Annotated in this window: 22 protein-coding genes; 9 read left to right on the top strand and 13 right to left on the bottom strand. The window is 64.1% G+C overall.

The genetic code is table 11. From position 1 onward, the window contains the following. Window positions 1-102: 102 nt before the first annotated feature. On the bottom strand, window positions 103-351 hold the full coding sequence (locus ORS3428_RS12940; RefSeq protein ID WP_071098219.1) for a ParB N-terminal domain-containing protein: 249 nt from the start codon (window positions 349-351) through the stop codon (window positions 103-105). A 287-nt stretch (window positions 352-638) separates the two neighbouring features. Between ORS3428_RS12940 and ORS3428_RS12935 the strand changes: the two genes are divergently transcribed. The 5 genes from ORS3428_RS12935 (at window position 639) to ORS3428_RS12915 (ending at window position 6,355) form a co-directional block, all read left to right on the top strand. Beyond that, complete coding sequence (locus ORS3428_RS12935) at window positions 639-2,279, top strand: N,N-dimethylformamidase beta subunit family domain-containing protein (protein ID WP_244507951.1); 1,641 nt, start codon at window positions 639-641, stop codon at window positions 2,277-2,279. A gap of 1 nt (window position 2,280) precedes the next feature. Next, entirely contained in the window at window positions 2,281-3,663 is a 1,383-nt protein-coding gene (locus ORS3428_RS12930) for an aminotransferase family protein (protein WP_244507950.1), read from the top strand. 10 nt (window positions 3,664-3,673) lie between these two features. Then, window positions 3,674-4,603: a 3-keto-5-aminohexanoate cleavage protein gene (locus tag ORS3428_RS12925; RefSeq protein WP_071098214.1), complete on the top strand. Its 930-nt coding sequence runs from the start codon at window positions 3,674-3,676 to the stop codon at window positions 4,601-4,603. 211 nt (window positions 4,604-4,814) lie between these two features. After that, window positions 4,815-5,324: a GNAT family N-acetyltransferase gene (locus ORS3428_RS12920; RefSeq protein ID WP_071098212.1), complete on the top strand. Its 510-nt coding sequence runs from the start codon at window positions 4,815-4,817 to the stop codon at window positions 5,322-5,324. 2 nt (window positions 5,325-5,326) lie between these two features. Continuing rightward, window positions 5,327-6,355, top strand: coding sequence for a histone deacetylase family protein (locus ORS3428_RS12915; RefSeq protein ID WP_071098210.1), 1,029 nt, complete (start codon window positions 5,327-5,329; stop codon window positions 6,353-6,355). Window positions 6,356-6,359: 4 nt separating this feature from the next. On the opposite strand, the gene ORS3428_RS12910 is transcribed toward ORS3428_RS12915, so the two are convergent. The 3 genes from ORS3428_RS12910 to ORS3428_RS12900 all read right to left on the bottom strand — a co-directional run bounded on the left by ORS3428_RS12910 (window position 6,360) and on the right by ORS3428_RS12900 (window position 9,476). Further along, entirely contained in the window at window positions 6,360-7,628 is a 1,269-nt protein-coding gene (locus ORS3428_RS12910; protein ID WP_071098207.1) for a cysteine desulfurase-like protein, read from the bottom strand. 37 nt (window positions 7,629-7,665) lie between these two features. Further along, a complete protein-coding gene (locus ORS3428_RS12905; protein ID WP_071098205.1) occupies window positions 7,666-8,733 on the bottom strand; it encodes an aldo/keto reductase in 1,068 nt (355 codons plus the stop codon). Between the two features lie 224 nt (window positions 8,734-8,957). Beyond that, window positions 8,958-9,476 (bottom strand): hypothetical protein, encoded by a 519-nt coding sequence (locus ORS3428_RS12900; protein ID WP_071098202.1) that lies wholly within the window; start codon window positions 9,474-9,476, stop codon window positions 8,958-8,960. A gap of 344 nt (window positions 9,477-9,820) precedes the next feature. Here ORS3428_RS12900 and ORS3428_RS32430 point away from each other — a divergent pair, with 344 nt between their 5' ends. Beyond that, on the top strand, window positions 9,821-9,985 hold the full coding sequence (locus ORS3428_RS32430; protein ID WP_108723049.1) for a DUF1127 domain-containing protein: 165 nt from the start codon (window positions 9,821-9,823) through the stop codon (window positions 9,983-9,985). Window positions 9,986-10,091: 106 nt separating this feature from the next. Here ORS3428_RS32430 and ORS3428_RS12895 read toward each other — a convergent pair whose 3' ends face one another. Further along, window positions 10,092-10,595: a DUF1993 domain-containing protein gene (locus ORS3428_RS12895; protein WP_071098200.1), complete on the bottom strand. Its 504-nt coding sequence runs from the start codon at window positions 10,593-10,595 to the stop codon at window positions 10,092-10,094. A gap of 115 nt (window positions 10,596-10,710) precedes the next feature. Between ORS3428_RS12895 and ORS3428_RS12890 the strand changes: the two genes are divergently transcribed. After that, complete coding sequence (locus ORS3428_RS12890; protein ID WP_071098198.1) at window positions 10,711-11,760, top strand: DUF1176 domain-containing protein; 1,050 nt, start codon at window positions 10,711-10,713, stop codon at window positions 11,758-11,760. A 155-nt stretch (window positions 11,761-11,915) separates the two neighbouring features. Here ORS3428_RS12890 and ORS3428_RS12885 read toward each other — a convergent pair whose 3' ends face one another. From ORS3428_RS12885 to ORS3428_RS12855, 7 genes are all read right to left on the bottom strand, one after another. Beyond that, window positions 11,916-12,764 carry an alpha/beta hydrolase family protein gene (locus tag ORS3428_RS12885; RefSeq protein ID WP_071098288.1) on the bottom strand — a complete coding sequence of 283 codons (849 nt, stop codon included), beginning with the start codon at window positions 12,762-12,764 and terminating at the stop codon, window positions 11,916-11,918. Window positions 12,765-13,012: 248 nt separating this feature from the next. Continuing rightward, on the bottom strand, window positions 13,013-14,623 hold the full coding sequence (locus ORS3428_RS12880) for an NTP transferase domain-containing protein (protein WP_071098196.1): 1,611 nt from the start codon (window positions 14,621-14,623) through the stop codon (window positions 13,013-13,015). Continuing rightward, window positions 14,620-15,324, bottom strand: coding sequence for an XdhC family protein (locus ORS3428_RS12875; RefSeq protein WP_071098194.1), 705 nt, complete (start codon window positions 15,322-15,324; stop codon window positions 14,620-14,622). Before ORS3428_RS12875 ends, ORS3428_RS12880 begins: the two co-directional genes overlap by 4 nt. A 6-nt stretch (window positions 15,325-15,330) precedes the next feature. Beyond that, window positions 15,331-15,669, bottom strand: a complete 339-nt coding sequence (locus tag ORS3428_RS12870; protein WP_071098192.1) for an XdhC family protein — start codon at window positions 15,667-15,669, stop codon at window positions 15,331-15,333. Window positions 15,670-15,715: 46 nt separating this feature from the next. Then, window positions 15,716-16,966: a vWA domain-containing protein gene (locus tag ORS3428_RS12865; RefSeq protein WP_071098190.1), complete on the bottom strand. Its 1,251-nt coding sequence runs from the start codon at window positions 16,964-16,966 to the stop codon at window positions 15,716-15,718. Window positions 16,967-16,971: 5 nt separating this feature from the next. After that, complete coding sequence (locus tag ORS3428_RS12860; RefSeq protein ID WP_071098188.1) at window positions 16,972-17,901, bottom strand: AAA family ATPase; 930 nt, start codon at window positions 17,899-17,901, stop codon at window positions 16,972-16,974. Window positions 17,902-17,930: 29 nt separating this feature from the next. Further along, window positions 17,931-18,425 carry a flavin reductase gene (locus tag ORS3428_RS12855; RefSeq protein ID WP_071098286.1) on the bottom strand — a complete coding sequence of 165 codons (495 nt, stop codon included), beginning with the start codon at window positions 18,423-18,425 and terminating at the stop codon, window positions 17,931-17,933. A 176-nt stretch (window positions 18,426-18,601) separates the two neighbouring features. Here ORS3428_RS12855 and ORS3428_RS12850 point away from each other — a divergent pair, with 176 nt between their 5' ends. Together ORS3428_RS12850 and ORS3428_RS12845 are read left to right on the top strand one after the other, a co-directional pair. Next, the gene (locus ORS3428_RS12850; RefSeq protein ID WP_071098186.1) at window positions 18,602-19,672 is read left to right on the top strand and encodes a branched-chain amino acid ABC transporter substrate-binding protein; all 1,071 of its coding nucleotides are present in this window, start codon (window positions 18,602-18,604) and stop codon (window positions 19,670-19,672) included. Next, window positions 19,672-20,688, top strand: a complete 1,017-nt coding sequence (locus ORS3428_RS12845; RefSeq protein WP_071098183.1) for a P1 family peptidase — start codon at window positions 19,672-19,674, stop codon at window positions 20,686-20,688. The genes ORS3428_RS12850 and ORS3428_RS12845 overlap by 1 nt, the downstream gene beginning before the upstream one ends. A gap of 58 nt (window positions 20,689-20,746) precedes the next feature. Here the strand turns inward: ORS3428_RS12845 and ORS3428_RS12840 are convergent, their stop codons facing one another. Continuing rightward, entirely contained in the window at window positions 20,747-21,004 is a 258-nt protein-coding gene (locus ORS3428_RS12840) for a DUF2171 domain-containing protein (RefSeq protein WP_071098181.1), read from the bottom strand. Between the last annotated feature and the right edge of the window lie 186 nt (window positions 21,005-21,190).

Raw genomic sequence — 21,190 nt, 5'->3', positions numbered from 1 at the left:
TTGGAGTGCCGGCACGGTACCGGCGGGCATCGCAGCGTCAATCAAAAAGCATTGATGGAACGTGATCGCTTGCTGTGATGTGACAGGCTGGGTGCTCCAGTGTCAGTGGCGCCTGGCCTGGACGAGATAGGCATCGATGGTGGTCTCGCCCAGCCACTTGGCGGCTTCGAGCCGGTGCAGTCCTTCGACAAGGACGTGGCGTTTGCCGTCGTGACGCACCTGGATCGGTGTCTTCATGCCGTTCTCGAGAATATCCTCGGCGAGGTGGCGAACGGTCTCTGGATGCAGCGTCTTGCGGCGCGCAGCCGGCACATAGATGTCGTCGACCCTGATCCTTTGCACGCGCAGCATGGCGGCTCCTAGTGCGAAACCTTGGCCTAGGTCTGTTGAGATTCAGGTCAGGCCGAGCCGAAAAGAGCGGTTTCCGAGAACCGGAGCGGAGCGTACTTGAAGTACGTGAGCACCGGAAGCGCAGGGAACTGCCATTGGCAGGCCGGCCTCACCTGAATATCAACAGACCTAACATGAAATAGTCCGTTTGCCGGATACCGCCAAGCGCTTGCTGGCCCGATCGTTTCCAATTGACGCTTGGCCGGCCAATGGTCTCAATGGCGACCTCTTGGTTTCCAGGTGATCGTTTGACGCAACTGCCCGCTGAATTCCCCGATTTCGGGCTGACGCCCGAGCAGCGCCGCGAAGCGGTGCGCGGCCATTATTACGAATGGCCGGGCATGGATGGCGGTCGCGGCGAGATCTGGTGTTACAGCGACCRCTTTTCCTATCGGCAAGGCGAGACGGTGACGCTTTTCATCAGTTCGACAGCCCCGCAATTCAACATTGCCATCGTCCGCGACGGCGGCATTGARACCAAGGTCTTCGAGGGCGCGCGCCTGTCGGCAAGCTGGCAGGACACGCCCGACCAATGCTCGGTCGAAGGCTGCGGCTGGGAAGCATCGTTCGAATTCCGAGTCGGTGACGACTGGGCGTCGGGCGCCTATCGCGTGACGCTCACGGCCGATGGCCGCGACGGCAAGCCGATCCACTGCCACCACCTCTTCATCGTCGCGCCCCTGTTTGGGCGCAAGCCCGGCCGATTGCTGCAGATCGCGGCAACCGGCACCTGGCTCGCCTACAACACCTGGGGCGGCTCCAATCACTATCAGGGCATCACCGGCCCGAACCGCGACCAGTATGCGACGATGGTGTCGACACAACGGCCCTGGTGCCGCGGCTTCGTCGTGCTGCCCAAGGACGCGCCGCGCGTGCCGCTTGAGGTTGCGGTGCCGCCGACGACCGTGCCGCGCTATCCGCATATGGAATGGGCCTTCGCCACAGGCCACTCGAAGAAATACGCCTCTTCCGGCTGGGCGAGCTACGACAGCCACTTCTTCCGCTTCGCCGAGCGCGCCGGCTATCAGGTAGATCTCGCCAGCCAGCACGAGCTGCATTTCTCGCCTGAAGTCCTCGACGGCTATGACTGCGTCGTTTTCGTCGGCCATGACGAATATTGGACCTGGGAGATGCGCGACGCCGTGGACAATTATGTCGAGCGCGGCGGCCATGCGGCGCGCTTTGCCGGCAATTTCATGTGGCAGACCAGGCTGGAGGACGGGGGCCGCCGCCAGGTCTGCTATAAATACCGCGCCCGCGCCGAGGACCCGGCCTATCGCGACGGTGATGTCACCCGCGCCACCAATTCCTGGGAAGCGCCGGAGATCGGCCGTCCGGGCAGTGCAACTTTCGGCCTCAACGCCACCAGGGGCGTCTATGCCGGCTGGGGCGGCTGCGCGCCGCGCGGCGTGCGCGGCTTTCCCGTCTATCGGCCCGAGCATTGGGCCTTTGCCGGCACCGGCATCTATTATGGCGACCTGCTCGGCGCCGACAGCCATGTCTACGGCTATGAGGTCGACGGGCTCGATTTCGAGATCCGCGGCGGCCTGCCCTACCCGACTGCAGAGAGCGGCGCGCCGGACGGCTTGCAGGTGCTGGCCGTCGGCATGGCGAGCCAGGTCGAGGAAAGCGCCGATATTCCGATCGAGGACCAGTTCCTCACCGACGAGGACGGCCGCTTCACCGCCGAGACGCTGTTCGGCGAGGCGAGCGACACCAATCTCGACAAGGTCAAGCGCGGCAACGGCATGATAGTCAACTTCGCGCGTGGCAAGGGCGAAGTCTTCCATGCCGGAAGCTGCGAATGGGTCGCCGGCCTGCTGAGGCAGGACGCGATGGTCGAACGCGTGACCAAGAATGTTCTCGACCGCTATCTCGGAAAGTCCTGACATGCAGAAACTGAACATGCAGCCCTCGCCCGACGCCGAAGCGCGGCCGCCATCGCATCTGTTCTACCTATCCAGCCTGCGCCGCCCGCTCGTCGACCGCGCCGAAGGCATCTATTTCTGGACCAAGGACGGACGCCGCTTCATCGACGGATCGAGCGGCCCGATGGTCGCCAATATCGGTCATTCCAACCGCAACGTGCTCGACGCCATGAAGCGGCAGATGGACAAGACCACGTTCGCCTACCGGCTGCATTTCGAAAACGAGCCGGCGGAAGAACTGGCGCGCGAACTGGCGCGCAAGCTTCCCGAGGGCCTGGACCGCATCTTCTTCGTCTCCGGCGGCTCGGAAGCGACCGAGTCGTGCATCAAGCTCGCCCGGCAATGGGCGGTCGCCACCGGCCAGCCGAAGCGCTGGAAAGTGATCACCCGCTTCCCCTCCTATCACGGCGGCACGCTGGGCTCGCTCGCCGTCACCGGCGACGATGCGCTCGCCGAGACCTTCACCCCATTGATGCGGGTGATGCCGACGGTGCCGGCGCCCACCGCCTGGCGCGACCGCGACAACCTGTCGATGGAAGAGCGCGGCATCCGCTACGCCGATATGCTGGAGGAAAAGATCCAGGCCGAGGGTCCGGAGAGCGTGCTCGCCTTCATCATGGAGCCGGTCGGCGGCGCGGCGACGGCAGCCCTTGTCGCGCCCGACAGCTACTATCCGCGTATTCGCGAGATCTGCGACCGCTACGGCATTCTTCTGATCCATGACGAGGTGATGAGCGGCGCCGGCCGCACCGGCAAATTCCTCGGCGGCGACCACTGGAACTGCAAGCCCGACATCGTCGCGCTGTCGAAGGGGCTGGGTTCGGGTTATGCGCCGCTCGGCGCGCTGGCGGCACCGATGCGACTGGTCGAGCCGCTGCTTGCCTCCGGCGGCTTCCAGCACGGCCACACCTATGCCGGCAATCCGCTTGCCTGTGCGGCCGGCCGCGCCGTGCTCGCCGAGATGGATCGGCTCGACCTCATCGCCAATGCCGCAGCAATGGGCGACGTGCTGATCGGCGAGTTGCAGGAGTTGCAAAAGCGCTTCCCCTTCATCGCCGATGTGCGCGGCAAGGGCCTGCTGCTGGGTGCCGAAATGGTCGCAGATCCCGAAACGCTGAAGCCGATCGACCCGACCCGCAAGGCGACGCAGCGCCTGCTCGATCTCGCCTATGCGCGCGGCCTGATCATCTATGGCCGCAAGGTCAAGGGCGGCGTCGACGGAGACAATTTCATGGTGGCGCCGCCAATGATCATCACCCGCGAGCAGATCGGCGAAATGATCGCGATCATCGGCGATTCGCTCGAAGCGCTCGCCGCCGAACTCGACCTGCCGGTCGAAGGCTGAGGACAAAGCGATGGCGCAGCGCAAAGTCATCATCACCTGCGCCGTCACCGGCTCGGTGCATACGCCGTCGATGTCACCGCATCTGCCGGTGACGCCTGATCAGATCGCGGCGGACGCCATCGCCGCAGCGGAAGCCGGCGCCTCGATCCTGCACCTGCACGCGCGCGACCCGAAGGACGGCAGGCCGACCGCCGATCCGGACGTGTTCATGCAGTTCCTGCCGCGCATCAAGCAGGCGACCGATGCAGTGATCAACATCACCACCGGCGGCTCGTCGCTGATGACGCTCGACCAGCGGCTGGCCGCACCGCTCAGGGCTCAGCCCGAAATGTGCTCACTCAACATGGGCTCGATGAATTTCGCGCTGTTCCCGATGCTCGAGCGGCCGCGCGAGTGGCAGCACGAATGGGAACCGAAGCTGCTCGAAGCCACCCGCGACACGATCTTCAAGAACACCTTTGCCGATATGGAAGCGATCCTGGAGAAGCTCGGCAAAGGCTGCGGCACACGGTTCGAATTCGAATGCTACGATGTCGGCCATCTCTATTCGCTGGCGCATTTGCGCGATCGCGGCCTGGTGTCGGGACCGCTGTTCCTCCAGTTCGTGCTCGGCATCCTCGGCGGCATCGGCGCCGATCCCGACAATCTCGTCCACATGAAGCGCATCGCCGACAAACTGTTCGGCGACAGCTACCAGTTCTCGGTTCTGGCGGCCGGCCGCCACCAGATGCCGCTGATCTCGATCGCCGCCGCCATGGGCGGCAATGTCCGCGTCGGGCTGGAGGACAGCCTTTATGACGGGCGTCAGCTGGCGAAGTCCAATGCCGACCAGGTTCGCCGCATCCGCAGCATTATCGAGGGATTGTCGCTGGAGGTCGCAACCCCAGCCGAAGCGCGCGAAATGCTGGCGCTGAAAGGCGGCGACCGGGTGGCGTTTTGAGATAAAGTCAATCTCAGATGCTTGCGTTTCTTCCCACCCCCCTCTGGCCTGCCGGCCATCTCCCCCGCAAGGGGGGAGATTGGCAGCGTCAGCCATGCCACCCATCTTGCAACGTCGGAGATTGGCGAAAGCCCATGCGACATCCGATCTCCCCCCTTGCGGGGGAGATGTCCGGCAGGACAGAGGGGGGTGCCTGGGCGCCTTACCTTCAGTGAACACGCCCCTATCTTCGCAGTCCGTCACCCTCCGCCCCGGCCGCATCGGCGACGTCGAGACGATCCACGCCGCGCTGCTCAAGCTCGGCGCACACATCGATGCGCATCAGGAAATCAAATCCACCCCCGACGACCTCCGCCGCTACGGCTTCGGCCAAAACCCCGCCTTCTCGACCCTGATCGCCGAGGTAGACGGCGAGTTTGCCGGGCTCTGCCTGCATTTCCCCATCTTCTCGACCTGGATGGGCCGGCCGGGCGTCTATGTGCAGGACCTCTATGTCGAGGACCGCTTTCGCGGCCGCCGCATCGGTGAAAAACTGCTGCGGCGCGTGGCCAGGGAGTGCCGAGCGGCCGGCGGCGTCTATCTCAGACTTTCTGTCGATACCGACAACGAGACCGCCAAGGCCTTCTATGAAAGGCTGGGCATCGGCTGGTCGAATTACGAGCAGGTGCAAAAGATCGTCGGCGATGCCTTCTTCGCTTTTGCCGACGCGCCGGAGGAATGACGATGAAAGCCTTCTATGCCGAGGAACAGAAGCGCCACGACCCGAAAGCCTTCCTCTCCAGCGGCGCGCCGCAGCCCAACCCCGAGAAGCCTGAACGGGTCGAGCGATTGTTAGCTGGCGCAAGATCCGCCGGCCTGACGATCGAGAGGCCGAAGGAATACGGCCTCGGCCCGATCGCCGCCGTGCACACGCCAGAATATCTCGACTTCCTCGAGCACATCTTCGAACGCTGGCAGCGGATCGAAGGCGCCTCGGCGGAAGTCATCCCCAACATCCACCCGATCGCCCGCAACGGCTCCTACCCCGCCTCGGCGGTCGGCCAGGCCGGGTATCATATGGCTGACACCGCCTGCCCGATCTCGGCCGAGACCTGGAACAGCGCGCTCTCGAGCGCCTGGAGCGCGGTGGAAGCGGCAGAAGCAGTGATGGCGGGCGCTGCTTCGGCCTATGCGCTCTGCCGGCCGCCAGGGCACCATGCCTTCGCCGACGTCGCCGGCGGCTTCTGCTTCATCAACAATTCGGCGGTCGCGGCGCAGGTGCTGCGCAGGAGCGCCGCGCGTGTCGCCATCCTCGATGTCGATCTGCATCACGGCAACGGCACGCAAGGCATCTTTTACGCGAGGCCCGACGTGCTCACGGTCTCGCTGCATGCCGATCCGGTACGATTCTATCCCTTCTTCTGGGGCCATGCCGATGAGCGCGGCGAAGGTGCCGGCCTCGGCTACAATCTCAACCTGCCGCTGCCCCGAAAATCCGGCGATGAGGCATTTCTCGAAGCACTGGCGACAGCCTTCCGGCGCATCGTTGCCTTCGCGCCGGAAGCGCTGGTGGTGGCGCTCGGCCTTGATGCCTTCGAAGGCGATCCGTTCGGCGGACTGTCGGTGACGACGCCCGGCTTCTCGCGCATCGGCGAGGCTATCGCCGGGCTCGGCCTGCCGACGGTCATCGTCCAGGAAGGCGGCTATCTCTGCGATGCGCTCGGCGACAACCTCACCGCGTTTCTGACCGGCTTCGGCGGCAAGCAGCGATAGTTCGCTAGCGGCGCTGCTGCCTCAGCATCGCGATCACGCGATGCACGCTTTCCAGCGTCTCCTCGATCTCGGCTGCCGTGTTGTAGTGCGCGATGCCGATGCGCACGACGCCCTGCTCCGGCGGGATGCCTAACTGGTGGACGATCTCCCACGCATAATTGTGACCGGACCAGAGGAAGATGTTTTCGGCATTCATCAGCTTCACGATCGTCTCCGGCGCTATGCCCTCGACCGTGAAGGACACCGTCGGCACGCGCTCGTGGAGCCGGTTCAAGTCGGTGATGCCGCGGATGGTCAGGCCCTCGATATCCGACAGGCCTTCGATCAGTTGCCGGGCCAGGGCATTTTCATAGGCGATCGACATCTCGAAGGCCCTGGCGATGCGTTGCCGCCGCGAACCGCCCTCGCCTGCGGCCGCACCCAGATCGGCGAAATAATCGACGGCAGCCGTCAGTCCGGCCATCAGCTCGATTTGCAGCGTGCCGAGCTCGAACCGCTCCGGCAAGCCGTTGGAGGAGCAGCGGCATTTATAAGGCTCGAGCGCGTCGATTACGTCGCGGCGGCCCCACAATATGCCGATATGCGGCCCGAAGAATTTGTAGGCCGAGCAGACCAGGAAATCGCAACCCAGCGCCCGAACATCGATCAGCCCGTGCGGTGCGAACTGCACGGCATCGACATAGACCAGCGCGCCGGCCTGTTTGGCGATCGCCGTCAGCGCCTTCACCCTGTTGATCGAGCCGGTGAGGTTCGAGGCATAGTTCAGCGCCACAAGCCGCGTCTTTTCCGAAATCAGYGCCTGCAGCGCCGCTTCCTCGACCTGCCAGCTCTGCTCGTCGAACGGCAGGAAGCGCACGACAAGACCGAGATCCTCGGCAAGCTGCAGCCAGGGCGAGACATTGCCCTCATGGTCCATGCGGGTGACGATGATCTCGTCGCCGGGCTTCATCGTGCGACCGATTGTGCGCGACATGTGGTAGGTCAGCGTCGTCGTGTTGGCGCCGATGATGATCTCCTCGACGCTGGCCGCACCGAGGAAATCGGCCATCGCGGCATGCGCGTCGTCGACCACCTGCTGCGCCGCGACCGTGGTTTCGAAGTAGCCGCCGAGATTGGCGTTGGTGGTGAGAAGGCAGCGCGATACCGCCTCGGCCACCGCCTGCGGCACCTGCGTGCCGGCCGGATTGTCGAGATAGATGCGCCGGCGGCCCTTGTCGGTCAGCGAAAGCGCCGGAAATTTTCCGCGCACAGCTTCGATCGGAAAATCTGCCATCGTCTCTATCCCTTCGTTCTTCTCTATGAATTCCCGTTCACGGGCACGGATTGCCGACGCGCTGGTGGACGGCGTCGACCGCCTTCTGCATCTCCTCCGTCCACCTGACCTCGACCGAGGACAGCGCCGTGTCGAGTTGCGCGACGTTTGTTGCGCCGACAATGTTCGAGGTGACGAACGGCCGGCTCGACACATAGGCGTTGGCGAAGAGCGCCGGCTCCATGCCGAAGGAGCGCRCCAGCTTGTTGTACTCGAGCAGCGCTTCGGCGGCATTCGGCGTCTCGTAGCGTTGGCCGCGGTTGAAGAGCTGAGAGCGCGAGCCGAGCGGCCGCGCGCCGTGATCATATTTGCCGGTGAGATAGCCCTGTGCCAGCGGCGAGTAAGCAAGCAGCGACACTTCTTCGCGCTCGCATACCTCCGCCAGGTTCACCTCGAAGGTGCGATTGACGAGGTTGTAGGCGTTCTGCAGTGAGGCGACACGCGGGCCGATGCCCCTGTCGGACTCGCCAAGGAAGCGCATAACGCCCCAGGAACTTTCGTTCGACAGGCCGAGATGGCGGATTTTTCCCGCCTTCACCAATTCCTCGAAGACGGCGAGTGTTTCGGCGATAGGCGTTTCGCCGGCAGGCGCGCCGACGGCATCGGCCCGCCGCGCTACCGCCCCGACCCGCGTCGGGTTCGAACCCCACGGAATATCCCGGTCCGGCCAGTGGATCTGGTAGAGATCGATATACTCGGTGCGAAGCTTGGCGAGCGACTTCTCGACCGCGTCGAAGATGTCGCCTCGCACCAGCTTCGAAGGTCGATCGCCGCGAAACCAGGTGTTGGCCGTGCGGCCGACCACTTTCGACGCGATGATGACCTTGTCGCGGTTGCCCTTCGCCTTCATCCAGCTGCCGATGATTGTCTCGGTGCGCCCTTGCGTCTCCGCCTTGGGCGGGATGGGGTAAAGCTCGGCCGTGTCGATGAAATTCACCCCGCGCGCGAAAGCCAGATCCATCTGGGCATGGCCCTCGGCCTCGGTGTTCTGCTGTCCCCAGGTCATCGACCCCAGGCAGATTTGCGAAACAAGGAGATCGGTCCGACCGAGGCGGCGTTTTTGCATGGAATTTTCTCCGGCGGGAGGTTTGCGCGGCTGCGCGGGGAGGAAGTTCAACCATAAAGCAAAGGCAGGAGCTTCTCCAAGCCCTGCGGCCGTCGACTTTTGCGTGAATGGCGAGACAGCTCTAATGCATGTCGCCCAAAGTGCGCAGCGGTTTTGGGGGAACGACGTGCATCAAAACAGAGACTTAAAGCGCGTGGTCTGAATAAGTTTCAGCGCGACGCGCTTTAACGGCGTGCGCCGGCCAGCGCGCGCCGCTTGGCCTCGTCGATCAGCATGTTGGCCACCTGCATGCGGATCATGGCGCGCGGGCGCAGATGCGGGGCGACACGGTCCGGATGGTTGGCGAAGGCAAAGCTGCGCCGCATGCGGCCGAAATCGGCATTCTTGCCGGGACGGTCGAGGCCGAGCTCGCCGGCAATCGATTCGGGATCGATCGGCGGCAGYTTTTCCTCGGGCCGAAACTCCTCCCCGGCGAGTGTCAGCTTTGCCTGATCGAGAAGCGCTGCGAATTCGGCGGCAAGATCAGCGCCTGCCTCGCGGTATTCGGCGGCGACGCTCTCGCCCGCAACCTTGATGCGGCCGGAGTGAAGCTCGTCCGCCACCGACAGATAGTCGAACGGTATGGAGAGCCCCGCGCCGCCATCTTCGCCCCTCTCGGAGGCGATGATCAGATCGTCGAGCAAGGAAGYGAAATCGAGCTTGTTCCCGGTGCCGATCTCAGCCTCCCCCTGTCGCGACGGCATTCACTATCGCCCCGACCATAGATCGCTCTCGTTAAAAATGAATGCCGACCACCTTAACAATTGCAGGCGTTTCGGGCCCGGACAGCCGCTGCCAGCAGGACCGAAATGAAAAGCCGGACTGCATTTTCACGCAGCCCGGCAAGATCGCCAGGAGTGGCGAGGAAAAAGGCCGGCCATGCGCCGGAATGGAGCGTACGATCGGGCCTGCCGGAAAGTTTCACATCGAATCGATTGTGACGAAAAGAAATTCGCCAGGCATGGCTGCCATGCAATTGCTGCACTGCACAATCGTAACAAATCACCTATATCATGGGCGTGTGGAGGACAAACTAGGGGCCTGAGGTATGGGGTTCTTCACCGAAATGTTCGCGCGGCCGCGGCCGCAGGAACAGCAGCGTTACCGCGCGGCGCTCGCGCTTCTCAACGCGATGAGCAACGCGGACCGTGCCGATATCGGCGTCAAGCCGGCCGATTTCCCGCGTATTGCCCGCGAAATGTCGATGCGCTGAACGCAGCGCCCGGGCAATTCCGGGAAAAGCCCGCAGCGGTTTTCCGCCAGGAATGGCAAGAAACCAAAAGAAGGGTTCCCGGCTGCGCCGGGAAACCTCCTGTTCTTCAGCGTGCGAGGAACATCGCCTTGCCCAGCGGCACGCCATTGTGCCGCAGGATGTCGTAGGCCGTGGTGACGTGGAAATAGAAGTTCGGCATGGCGGCGTCGAGCAGATACCGCAGCCCGCTCATCGAGACCTCGCGCCCGGCAAGCCTGAGCTCAATCGTCCGCTCCTCCGAGCCCTCCAGATCGGCAGCCGAGAACGTCGCCAGATGATCGAGCGTCTTGGCGATTCGGGCGTGCAGCTCCGCAAAGCTTGCCTCGTTGTCCTCATATTTCGGTACCTCGCGRCCGGCGAGCCGCGATGGCGCGCCTTTGGCGTGGTCGGTGGCGATCTGCACCTGCCTCGTCAGGGCGAACATGTCGGGCGCCAACCGCGCAGTCAAAAACACCTGCGGATCGATCTTGCGTTCGGCCGCATTCTGTTCGGCCAGCGCCAGAATGTTGGACAGCGACTTCAGCCTGGCCGAAAACACCGAAACCGAAGCGTCGTACATCGAAATCGTCATATTGCCTTCTCCCAGTCGTTTGGTGGAGCTAGCGCTTCCACAGACGATTCTTCAAGCGTCACCGCACCGCCGCAATCGCTATGCTAGTTGTCTCCATCCGGATTGGAGGATCCCGATGAGACGCGCCTTTCTTGCARCAACCGCCTTCTTCTCTGTAGTTGTAACAGGCCAGTCGGCTCTCGCCGCCGAGGCGCCCTATATCGATGACCGCTCGGATGCGGCTRCCGTCATCCGCTCGCTCTACAGCGCCATCAACCGGCACGAGTTCGCCCGCGCCTGGGGCTATTATGGCGATACAAAGCCGGCAAAGGATTTCAACACTTTCGTCAAGGGCTATGACGGCACCGACAGTGTCGAGGTCAAGACCGGTGCCGTTTCGAACGAGGGCGCCGCCGGCAGCATCTATTACAATGTTCCCGTCGCCATCCAGGCCACCGACAAGAAGGGCGAGGCCAAGGTCTTTGCCGGCTGCTACACGCTGCGCCAGGTCAATGCCCAGGTCCAGGAACCGCCGTTCCAGCCGATCTTCATCGACAAGGGCGTTCTGAAGCCGTCGACTTCGGATTTCGAGGGTGCCGTCCCGGCCAGCTGCGGCGACGGCCCGCCACCGCCGAAGAAGGACGAGGCGCTGGAGCAGGCCAAAAAGGCATTCCTCGCCGCCTACGGCGAACAGTGCGACAAGCAAAACCCGGACGGTAAGCCTGCCGGCGAGCCGGACGCCTACTCCATCCGCTACAAGGACAAGGACGCCGGAGCCGACGAGCCGGAACGGGAGACGCGGCTATTCCGCTTCTTCTGCCGGATGGCGGCCTACAATGAGAGCGCGGTCTATTACATTTACGATGACGTCGCCGGCGTCAGGCAGTTGCAATTCGCCGCGCCGGAGCTCGACATTCGTTACGAAAACAACAACAGCGAAGGCAAGGTCGAGGGCATCCATATCATCGGCTTTCAGACCGACGACCAGTTGGTCAATTCCGACTATGACGACAAGACCAGGACGATCACGTCCATGAACAAATGGCGCGGCGTCGGCGACGCTTCTTCAAGCGGCACCTATCTGTTCCGCAACGGCAATTTCTCGCTGGTGCAATATGACGTCGATGCCTCCTATGACGGCGAGATCAACCCCGAGACCGTTCTGGACTACAACACCCCGCCCTGAGCAACGTCCGTGATTAGGGCTGTTGAGATTCAGGTCAGGCCGAGCCGAAAATGGTGGTTTCCGAGAACCGGAGCGGAGCGTACTTGAAGTACGTGAGCACCGGAAGCGCAGGAAGCCGCTATTTGCAGGCCGGCCTCACCTGAATCTCAACAGCCCTAAGGCGCTTTCGTCAGCATCCAGTTCAGCGTGCCGCGCCAGTCGACCATACGGATCGGCGTGCCGTGCGTGCCGGTTTCGAAACGGACGAAGCGTGTCGGATAGGTCTTCGACTTGGCGAGGATCGAGCGGAAGAACGCCTCCTGCTTTGCCACGGCGAACACCACGTCATGGCTGCCCTGGCCGAAAAACACCGGCACACGGCGCTTGAAGGCGGGGCTGGTCAGAAAGCTCTCGTCCCAGAGCGAGCCGAGCAGCAGCAGGCCGTTGATGCGCCCGCCCGTGTCCTTGCGATCGGCAAGCTTCCAGCAGAGCATGCCGCCCATCGAGCCGCAGGCGACGAAGATTTTCGCACCGGGCGATTTCTCGGCATAGTGGTYGATCAGCGCCGCCACCTGCGCGGCGCCCTTTTCGCCGAAATCGGGGAAATCCGGCGAGAGATAGAGCCCGCCATTTTCGGCCATCAGGTTCTTGATGCGGTTGAAATTGCCGCCAAAGGTGAAGTCGTCGACGCCCTGCTTGCGGCTGCCGCCCTGCCCGTGCAGGTAAAGCACGATAATGGAGGCCCCTTCGGTCTGGCCGACCGCGACATGCCTGACATCGCCGGCCTCCGTCTTGAGCATCAGGTCCTGCTGGACCTTGCGCACGCCGGGGTCGGTATATTGCGCATGCACGCGCTTTTCCGGCACCTCGTCGCGCTGGTTGATGTCGCGCATCTCATAATAGTCGAGGACCGTGTAGGCGCCGTTGTCGCCGCTCGACAGCGCCGCCGGGTAGGCGAACAGTTCGTCCTTGTAGGGTTTCAGCTCAAGAGCGTTGGCTGAGGTGACGGACAAGAGGAAAAGCAGCGAAATGAGACAGGCATGGAGCGTGGATACCCCCCTCTGGCCTGCCGGCCATCTCCCCCTCAAGGGGGGAGATTGGATGTCGCGACGGCTTTCGCCAATCGCCGGCGTAGCTGGATGCGCGCCGCGGCAGAAACTGCCGATCTCACCCCTTGAGGGGGAGATGGCCGGCAGGCCAGAGGGGGGTAACCGGCGACGAAAGCGAAAAGGGAGAGCCATAGCCGAGCCATGCGTGCTTCGACTCCGCTTTGTCAATCCTGTAGGACGCCGCCGGCGCCTTCCAGCGCCTCGCGTGTGTCGACGTCGATCGAGGCCGCCTTTCCGATCTCGACGTCGATGACGTCGAGCCCCTCGGCCTCGACCAGATGCCGCGCGCCGGTGTCGCCCTCGAGATGCGCGACGGCGGAAAACAACGAGCGCGGCAACAGCACCGGGTTGCCGCGTTTTCCGAGATGCGCGGCGCGCACGACCGCGCGCCCGCCGGATTTGCGGAATGCATCGATCAGGCTGTCGAGATCCTTCGACGAGATGCCCGGCATGTCGCCGAGGACGATCATGGCGCCGGCAGCGTCGGGCGCAACCTTTGCAATGCCAGCTTTGAGCGAGGAAGCCAGACCGTCGGCAAAGTCCGGATTGTCGGTGAGTGTGACCTTGAGACCTGAAAGCGCCGAGCGGACCCGCTGCCGCTGATGGCCGGTGACGACGATGGTGCTGGCGGCCTTCGACCCCAGCGCGCGCTCGGCGGTGCGGCGCACCAGCGGCTTGCCGTCAAACAGCGCCAGCAGCTTGTTCGGTCCACCCATGCGGCTGGACCGGCCGGCGGCGAGAAGCACGATCTCGACCTTGGGCTCCGCTCTCACCGGGAACGGCTCGCGCGGCTGCGGTCTGGACGGGATTTCCATCAGCAGCCCGCCGACACCCATGCCGGCAATGTCGCGTGCCGTCACGTCGAGCCCGGCAATCAGCCGGTCAAGCACCCAGTCGAAGCCATTCTCCTTCGGGCTGCGCGCGCAGCCGGGCGCGCCGATGACGCGCTTGCCGTCGAGCATTCCAAGCACCAGGAGATTGCCGGGATCGACCGGCATGCCCGCGCGGATCACCGTACCGCCCGCCTTCTCGATCGCGGCCGGAATGACGTCGGCGAAATCGGCCAGCGCCGAGGCGCCGAAAATCACCACCATGTCGTTGTCGCGGGCCAGCGCTCTCGCGGCTTCCGCGACGGGGGCGATTTCGTGCGGCGTGCGCCGCTCCGCCGCCAGCCGGCCACCGGAACGCGCCAGCCGCGCCTCGGTGACGCGCAGCGTCTTGTCGAGCACGCTCGGCTTGACGCTGGGCAGCGTCGTCTGGATGACGCCGACATTGACGGGTTTGTAGGCGTTGACGGCAAATATCTCGCCGGCGGCACAAATCTTGACCGCCAGATCAACCAAGCTTCCGGCGACGGCAAAGGGAATGATCTTCACCGTCGCCACCATCTGACCCTTCTCGACCGGGGCGTGCTGCGCCAGCGTCGCGATGGTGATGGCCRGATCGACGGCATTGATGGCGTCGATCATTTCGGTGTTGACAGTGAAGATACCCGCGTTTTCCGCATGCAGATTGACGCGTCCCGTCGCGGCCGGCTTCGTCTCGATGTTGCGATGGGTCATGCTCAAGGCGATCTTTTCGGCCGCGGCATCCTCGCCAAGATCGCCGGGCGCCAGCACCGCTGCGACGACTTCGCTGACACCGGCCGCCTTCAGCACCGCAACGTCCTCGCCACTCAGCCGATGTGCCTTACGCAGCCGCCGCCCGCCGGCGGTGGTCGCATGCGCCAGCACCGCACCTTCAGCCTGCTCGATCGGAACCGGACCGAACTTCACGCCACTGCACCCTTGGCCTCGAGGCCGCGCGAGCGGAAGGCATAAATCGCCTGCGCGAGAATGGCGACGGCGATCTCGGCAGGGCTCGCGGCCCCGATGTCCAGCCCGATTGGCGCATGGATGCGGGCGATCTGGTCGGCACCGGCGCCCAGCGCTAGCAGGCGCTCGACCCGCTTGGCGTGGGTTTTCCTGCTGCCGAGCGCGCCGACATAGAAGCATCCGGCGTCGAGAGCCGCCTTCAGCGCGAAATCGTCGATCTTCGGATCGTGCGTGATCGCGGCGAGCGCGGTGTAGCTGTCGAGCGGCTGGCGCTTCAGCACATCCTCGGGCCATTCGGCATGCAGCACGACATCCGGGAAGCGTTCTGGCGTAGCGAAGGCCGTACGCGGGTCCACGATCTCGACCGGATAGCCGGCGATCCTGGCCATCGGCGCCAGCGCCTGGCTGATATGCACCGCGCCGATCACCACGAGGCGCGGGCGCGGCAGATGCGCATTGAGAAAGAAAGTCCGCCCCTCCGCGTCGACGGTTCCCGAATTGCCTGTGCGGAACGCCCTGGCGATCGCCGCCCCAAGATCGCCCGCGACATGGTCGCCCTCGCGCACGATGCGGTCGCGGCCATCGCCGAGATCGGTGACCAGAACGGCGGCGCGCCGGGCGCGGCGCGCTTCATTCAATGTCTTGAGGACGTACGGATCCATAAGTGATCAGCCCAAGCGCTCGACATAGACCTTGATGCGCCCGCCGCAGGAAAGGCCGACCTGCCAGGCGGTTTCGTCGGCAACGCCGAACTCCAGCATCTTCGCCTTGCCGGTATCGATGACATCGATCGCTTCCGCCACGACCGCGCCCTCGACACAGCCGCCGGAAACGGAGCCCTGGAAATTGCCCTCGGCGTCGATGACCAGATGACTGCCGACCGGACGCGGTGCAGAACCCCAGGTTTCGACCACGGTCGCGATGGCGACATCCTTGCCGTCCTTCATCCAGCCCTCCGCTATGATCAGCGGGTCGCGAGCCTCATCGAGATAGATGCTGTGTTCCATGGTCGCTTCTCTCAGAGTCTGTTTTTTCAGGGCGTAAGACATATGGCTACGCTGCGCGCCTCTCGCCAGTTTGGAGCCAGCGACCGGGGTCAACGGAGCCCGCCGACCGCCAGTCGAGCGAGGCGCAAAGATCAGCCAGCGCATCAAGATTGTGYACCGCGCGGAACTCGTCGACATGCGGCAGCATCGCCTTTACGCCGCGGGCGCGTGCCTCGAACCCGTCGAAGCGCAAAAGCGGATTGAGCCAGATCAGCCGCCGGCAGGACTTGTGCAGCCGCTCCATTTCGCCCGACAGTCCGGTGACGTCGTCGCGCTCCAGTCCGTCGGTGATCAGGAGCACCACGGCGCCCTGCCCCAGCACGCGGCGCGACCACAGCCTGTTGAATTCGGCGAGCGTGTCGCCGATGCGAGTGCCGCCGGACCAGTCCTTCACGGCCATCGAGCATTCGGCCAGCGCCTCGTCCGGATCGCGATGCCGCATCTGGCGGGTGAGGTTCGTCAGCCGCGTGCCGAAGACAAAGGCGTGCACGCGCCGCCGCTTTTCCGTCAATGCGTGGAGGAAGTGGAGGAAGATGCGCGTGTATTGGCTCATTGAGCCGGAAATGTCGGCCAGAACCACCAGCGGCGGATGCACCTCGCGCCTAGAGCGGAATTTCGGCAGGATCAGCGCCCCGCCGGTCCGCGCGGCAAAGCGCATCATGGCGCGCGGATCGATGCGCCGCCCTTGCGCATCAGCTTTGAAGCGGCGCGTGCGGACCAGATCGAAGGGCAGCCGCAGGGCCGCGATCGCCTTTTTGGCCTCGGCCATCTCGGCGGCATCCATCTGGGCAAAATCCTTGGCACGCAGCACCTCATTACCGGAGAAGGTAAGGCGCGCGTCGACTTCGATCTCGGGCACTTCCCGCACCGGCTGGTTTTTGTTATGGCCTTCGAACATCGCCTGGCTGACGCGGTTCTCGGCCGCGCGCGGCTTCTGTTTCTCACTCGTATCCGGCGCCACCGGCGAAAACATCGCCAGCATCTTCTCGATCAGCTCGCGCGACTTCCAGAACAGGCGAAACGCCTCGTCGAAGACGGGGTGATCTTCGTGCCGTGAGACCAGCACCGCATGAAGTGTCCAGTAGAAATCGTCGCGCGAGCCGATACCGGCGGCAAGCACCGCCTCGATGGCGTCCTTGACGGAGGCCGGTCCGACCCGCATGCCCGCCTTGCGCAGCGTACGCGCGAAATAGACGATGTTGTCGGCGATGCGCCCGTCGGCTGTCGCCTCCCTGGGTTCCGGACGCGGCGACGCCATCGCGCCTACTCCGCCGCCGAAAGCTCGGCCTTCACCTCGTTGAGGATGCGCCGGCCTTCGCCCTGTTCGATGCGGGCAATGTCGTCCTGGTATTTTAGAAGCACGCCGATCGTGTCGGAAACCGTCTCCGGGTCGAGCGCGACCTTGTCGAGCTCGGTCAGCGCGCCTGCCCAGTCGATCGTCTCGGCGACGCCTGGCGCCTTGAACAGTTCGACCTGGCGCAGCTTCTGGATGAAGGAAACGACCTCGGCCGACAACCGGCTGTTCGCCTGCGGCACCTTGCGGCGCACGATCTCCAGCTCGCGCTCGGCGCTCGGATAGTCGACCCAGTGATAGAGGCAGCGCCGCTTCAGCGCGTCATGAATCTCGCGCGTGCGGTTGGTGGTGATGATGACGATCGGCGGCTCTTCCGCCTTGATCGTGCCGAGCTCGGGAACCGTAACCTGGAAGTCCGAAAGGATCTCGAGCAGGAACGCCTCGAAGGCCTCGTCTGTGCGGTCGAGCTCGTCGATCAGGAAGACAGGCGCGGCGCCCGCCTTGCCGGTCAGCGCATCGAGAACCGGACGGCGGATCAGGTATTTTTCGGAAAAAACGTTGCGCTCCATGTCGGAGCGCACAACCTTGCCCGCCGCCTCCTCCATGCGGATCTCGATCATCTGCGCGGCGTAGTTCCATTCGTAGACGGCCGAAGAGACGTCGAGCCCCTCATAACATTGCAGGCGGATCAGCCGGCGGCCCAGCGCATCGGCCAGCACCTTGGCGATCTCGGTCTTGCCGACGCCCGCCTCGCCTTCGAGGAACAGCGGCCGCTGCATGCGCAGCGACAGGAACAGCACCGTCGCCAGCGAGCGATCCGCGACATAGTCCGCGCCGGTCAGCAGGTCGAGCGTCTCATCGATCGACTTCGGCGCGGGGCGCGGCGCAAGCGCGGTCATCTTGTCTCCGTGGATCCCGCGCACCCGTCTCACAGAACGTGGTAGCCGCGGTTGTGATAGATCAGCGGCCGCAAATTATCGCCGATGCRCAGGCCTGTCACCTTGCCAAAAAGCACACGATGGGTGGCAAGGTCCTTGGCATCGATGATCTGGCAATCGAATACGGCGAGCGCGCCTTTCAGCGTCGGCGCGCCGGTGGAGATCACATCCCACTCGCCGAGCGCGAAGCGCTCTTCCGGGGGCAGGCCGGTCATGCCGGAAAAACCGACCGAAAGCGCTTCCTGGTCCGATGCGAGCGTGTTCAGTGCGAAGTTGCCGTTGTCGATGAATGGCTCGTTCTTCGGATTTTCGCGATTGAGGCAGACGAGAACTGTCGGCGGTGTGTCGGAAACAGAGCAAGCGGCGATCACCGTGGCGCCCCTTTTGCCAGCGGGGCCGTCGGTGGTCACCACATGCACATGGCCGGCAAAATGCGCCATCGCATCGCGATAGGCCTGGGGCCCGATGTCGTTGATCTTCAGCACCGATAATCCACCTGTCAAAACCAGCCCGTTATATATGGCGGCATATTGCATGCCACAAGCGAAGTGCTTGACGGCTATCCTGAAATTCGCGAGTTGCGCCGGGATTAGCCAGACTTTAGGTCTTTGCTGGAATAGTGCCGGACTGTAGCTCCGGCACGCAGGATCCCTTCGCCCGAATGCGCCATACCACGACGACATTAGCCGCGCTGCTCTGGCTGACGCTGGCCGCGAGCGCCAATGCCGATGTTCTGGTGGGCGTCGCGGCGCCGCTCTCCGGACCATCGGCAATCCTCGGCCAGCAGATCCAGAACGGCGCCGGTTTGGCGGYGGAGGCGAATGGCGTCACGATCAAGACGGTCGACGATGCATGCACCGCCGATGGAGGTGCCGCGGCCGCCAGGCAATTCGTGGACGCAAAAGTCAATATCGTCGTGGGCTTCCTCTGCACCGAGGCGATCGAGGCAGCGCTTCCAATCCTGAAGGACGCCAACATTCCGGTCATCACCGTGGGCGTACGCACCGAGAGCCTGACGGACAGGCGCGTCAAGACAGGCTGGCCCGTCTACCGGCTAGGGCCGCGCGGCGACGACGAACGCAATGCGGTGGCCAGGATCCTCACCCGGCTCTGGCGGAACGAATTGTTCGCCATCGTCGATGACGGCACCATCTATGGCAGGGAGATCGCCGAGACCTTCCGCGCGGCCGCCGAAGAGGCGGCGCTGAAACCGGTCTTCGTCGACACGTTCCGGCCGCAGCTCGACAACCAGATCGGGCTGATTGGCCGCCTGAAGAAAGCGGGAGCCACAAAAGTGTTTGCCGGCGGCGACGGCGACGACATCGCCATCATGGGGCGCGACGCTGCCCGGCTCAAYGCCGGCATCACCTTCGCAGGCGGCGAGACGCTGCGCATACCGCCGAGCGGCGTGCCCTACGCGGTCGGCACGCTGATGATCGCATTGCCGGAATGGGCGGACGTCGCAGACCCGAAGGTCGTGCAGACCTTTGGCGAAAGGAACATTGTGACGGATGGCTATACCTTGCCGGCCTATGCCGCGGTAGAGGTCGCCAAGGCGGCGGCCGTCGACCCGCAAAGCTCCGCCAAGCCGCTCGCCGAGGCGCTGACCGGACATGACTTCGCAACCGCGATCGGCACCATCCGCTTCGACGAAAAGGGCGATCTCAGCCAGAACCCGTTTCGCGCCTTCCGCTTCGACGGCAGCCGTTTTTTTCCGCTGGAGGAAAAGTGATGTTCCGCACCGGACCTCGTAACCTGATCACCGATGTCGCCGGCCTCAGCGTCGGCAACGCCGCCGACGCCAGGCTGAAATCCGGCGTCACGGTGGTGCTGTGCGAGGAGCCGGCGGTGGCTGGCGTCCAGGTGCTGGGCGGCGCGCCGGGCACGCGCGAGACCGACCTGCTCGAGCCGCAGAACCTGATCGAGGCCATTCATGCGGTAGTTCTATCCGGCGGCTCGACCTTCGGCCTGGATGCCGCCTCCGGCGTGCAGGCGGCATTGCGGGAGAAAAACATCGGCTACGAGGTCGGCGGCTTCCGGGTGCCGATCGTGCCGGCGGCGATCCTGTTCGATCTGCGCAATGGCGGCGACAAGGATTGGGGCCGCTATCCGCCCTATCGCGAGCTGGGCTATGAGGCGGTGCAGGCAGCGGCGGCCGACTTCGCGATCGGCACGGCAGGGACCGGCACCGGCGCGCTGACTTCGGGGTTGAAAGGCGGGCTGGGCTCAGCCTCGACGGTGCACGACAGCGGAGTCACCATCGGCGCGCTCGCTGCCGTCAATCCGACCGGCTCGGTGACGGTCGGCCGCAGCCGGCATTTCTGGGCGGCGCCCTTCGAGATCGGCGACGAATTCGGCGGCCTGGGCTATCCCGATTCGATACCCGAAGACGCCCGAAAGATCCTGTTGAAATACCGCGACAGGCATATAGGGGCGCAGCCGGAGGGCAGCAGCACGACGATTGCGGTCATCGCTACCGACGCGGTTTTGACCAAGGCAGCCGCCAAGCGGCTGGCGATTTCGGCACATTACGGGTTCGCACGCGCCATCTGGCCGACGCACACACCGGCCGACGGCGACCTGGTCTTTGCTCTGGCGACCGGCCGGAGCGGTATTGAGCTCAGCACCGACGCAGCGATCGACCTCTATGCGGCGGCCGGCGCCACCATGGCGCGCGCGATCAGTCGCGGCGTCCATGCCGCAACGCCTACCGACGGCGACTTGTTTCCGGTCTGGTCGTCGCGCTGAGCAATTCCAGGAACAGTGCAAAGCGGTTGCCGTCCGCAATCGCGTCCAATCCTGCCGATCACGTCGGATCGGACTTCTCTTCCTCGAAGGTCACCGCGACATCCGAATTGGCCGACAGCCAGACTTTCTTTTCGTCGATCTCCGCGACCAGGGCCAGCGGAATGTAGTGGTGATGGCCTTTGTGCATGCCCATGCCGCTGTCGGCCTTGGTCAGCTTGATGCGCTGACCGTCGACCTTGTCGACGGTGCCGACGTGGACGCCATCGGCGCCGATCACTTCCATATGCTGGCGGATCTTGCTTGTGTCGGTGGTCATGCTGGTCCTCCGTTGAAATGGTGGCCGCGCCCTTTGGGGACAGACGACAATAACAAATGAGCGCCGGATTGGATGCATCGAGCGGCCCGTCTTGTTCACCATGACATGATAGGCATGACGCCGATGAGACGGATCGAGCGCTGGCATCAGCCGTGTCTATTTCCTTTCGCTTCGCCGCACTCGTCG

This window comes from Mesorhizobium sp. ORS 3428 (assembly GCF_001854785.1).
In the GTDB taxonomy this organism is placed as follows: domain Bacteria; phylum Pseudomonadota; class Alphaproteobacteria; order Rhizobiales; family Rhizobiaceae; genus Mesorhizobium.
The sequence above is the reverse complement of the archived record's forward strand: the minus strand, read 5'-3'. Positions and strand labels throughout refer to the sequence as shown.

Excerpts from the sequence above, each read along its gene's own strand:
- ORS3428_RS12940 (WP_071098219.1), bottom strand. The coding sequence starts at position 351 with ATGCTGCGCGTGCAAAGGATCAGGGTCGACGACATCTATGTGCCGGCT.
- ORS3428_RS12930 (WP_244507950.1), top strand. The coding sequence starts at position 2,281 with ATGCAGAAACTGAACATGCAGCCCTCGCCCGACGCCGAAGCGCGGCCG.
- ORS3428_RS12925 (WP_071098214.1), top strand. The coding sequence starts at position 3,674 with ATGGCGCAGCGCAAAGTCATCATCACCTGCGCCGTCACCGGCTCGGTG.
- ORS3428_RS12915 (WP_071098210.1), top strand. The coding sequence starts at position 5,327 with ATGAAAGCCTTCTATGCCGAGGAACAGAAGCGCCACGACCCGAAAGCC.
- ORS3428_RS32430 (WP_108723049.1), top strand. The coding sequence starts at position 9,821 with ATGGGGTTCTTCACCGAAATGTTCGCGCGGCCGCGGCCGCAGGAACAG.
- ORS3428_RS12875 (WP_071098194.1), bottom strand. The coding sequence starts at position 15,324 with ATGGATCCGTACGTCCTCAAGACATTGAATGAAGCGCGCCGCGCCCGG.
- ORS3428_RS12870 (WP_071098192.1), bottom strand. The coding sequence starts at position 15,669 with ATGGAACACAGCATCTATCTCGATGAGGCTCGCGACCCGCTGATCATA.
- ORS3428_RS12860 (WP_071098188.1), bottom strand. The coding sequence starts at position 17,901 with ATGACCGCGCTTGCGCCGCGCCCCGCGCCGAAGTCGATCGATGAGACG.
- ORS3428_RS12845 (WP_071098183.1), top strand. The coding sequence starts at position 19,672 with ATGTTCCGCACCGGACCTCGTAACCTGATCACCGATGTCGCCGGCCTC.
- ORS3428_RS12840 (WP_071098181.1), bottom strand. The coding sequence starts at position 21,004 with ATGACCACCGACACAAGCAAGATCCGCCAGCATATGGAAGTGATCGGC.